At 34.5% G+C, this 1,300-nt stretch carries 1 protein-coding gene; it reads right to left on the bottom strand.

The features are described 5' to 3' along the window. The coding region (gene miaB, locus Q0370_RS01715; protein WP_299571261.1) for a tRNA (N6-isopentenyl adenosine(37)-C2)-methylthiotransferase MiaB at positions 1-1,296 on the bottom strand (1,296 nt) is incomplete at its 3' end. Positions 1,297-1,300 lie beyond the last annotated feature (4 nt).

Genomic DNA, 1,300 nt, shown 5'->3' with positions numbered 1-1,300 from the left:
TGTTTTAGCATCATAAATTCTTGTATTTACAAATTTCCCCTTCAAATCCTTTCTATCGCTTTTAAATAAAACTATTTTATGCGTAGAACTTCTTCCAGTCAACATTTCAGGATTCTTTTTACTAGGTCCTTCAACTAAAACTTTTACAATTTTCCCTAAATATTTTTGACTTTCTTCCTTTGCCTTCATATTCTGTAATCTCATAAGCTGCTGCAATCTTTCATTTTTTGTATGCTCATCAACTTGTTCTTCCATTGTAGCCGCAGGAGTTCCTGTTCTTTTGGAATACATAAACATAAACGCATTTTCAAATCCAACTTCATTTACAACATCCATCGTATCTTGAAAATCCTCATCAGTTTCCCCTGGAAATCCTACAATAATATCTGTAGTAAGTCCTATATCAGGTACTTTTTCTTTAATTTTCTTAGCAAGTGCGATAAATTCCTCTTTTGTATATCCTCTGTTCATTGCATCCAAAATTTTCGTAGATCCTGATTGTAGTGGTAAATGTAACATTCTCGCTATTTTAGGATTTCTTGCAATTGTATCAATTACTTCATCACTAAAGTCTTTTGGATGTGGCGACACATATTTTATCCAAAAATCCCCTTCCACATTTGCACTTTGCTCCAAAAGTTCAGCAAAATTATCCTGTCCATTTGCAAAATCACTTCCATAGGAATTTACATTTTGCCCCAAGAATAATATTTCTCTATATCCTTTTTTAGTATACTGCTCAACATCTTTCACAACTTCATTAAGCGGCACAGAACGCTCCATTCCACGCACATAAGGCACAATACAGAAAGTACAGTAATTATTACATCCATAAGTTATCGAAATAGAAGCTACAATATCATCACCAAAGTCAGCATCCACTCTAGTTGGCAATTCATCCTCATCATCCACCATAACAATATGTGTTTCTTCCCCAGCTTCAATTCTTTCCAATAGATCAGGAATTCTCCCAATATTCTGATTCCCAAGCACCAAGTCAACATAAGGCGTCTTTTTAATAAACTCCTCTCTAACTTCCTGAGCCAAGCACCCCGTAACTCCAATAATCATTTTCCCATCTTTTTCTTCCTTAATTCTCTTCAAATCTCCAAGCTTTCCATATACCTTAACAGCTGCACCTTCTCTAACCGTACAAGTATTCAAAAATACCAAATCTGTATTTTCAATGTCTTCTGTCATACTGTATCCCATTGTCTGTAACATCTGTTTCATTTTTGCACTTTCATTTACGTTCATCTGACAACCATAAGTTATTATTGTCGCTCTTTTTTCCACTTTT

The organism is uncultured Leptotrichia sp. (genome assembly GCF_938036635.1).
In the GTDB taxonomy this organism is placed as follows: domain Bacteria; phylum Fusobacteriota; class Fusobacteriia; order Fusobacteriales; family Leptotrichiaceae; genus Leptotrichia; species Leptotrichia hongkongensis.
This window is presented reverse-complemented; position numbering and strand designations above follow the sequence as displayed.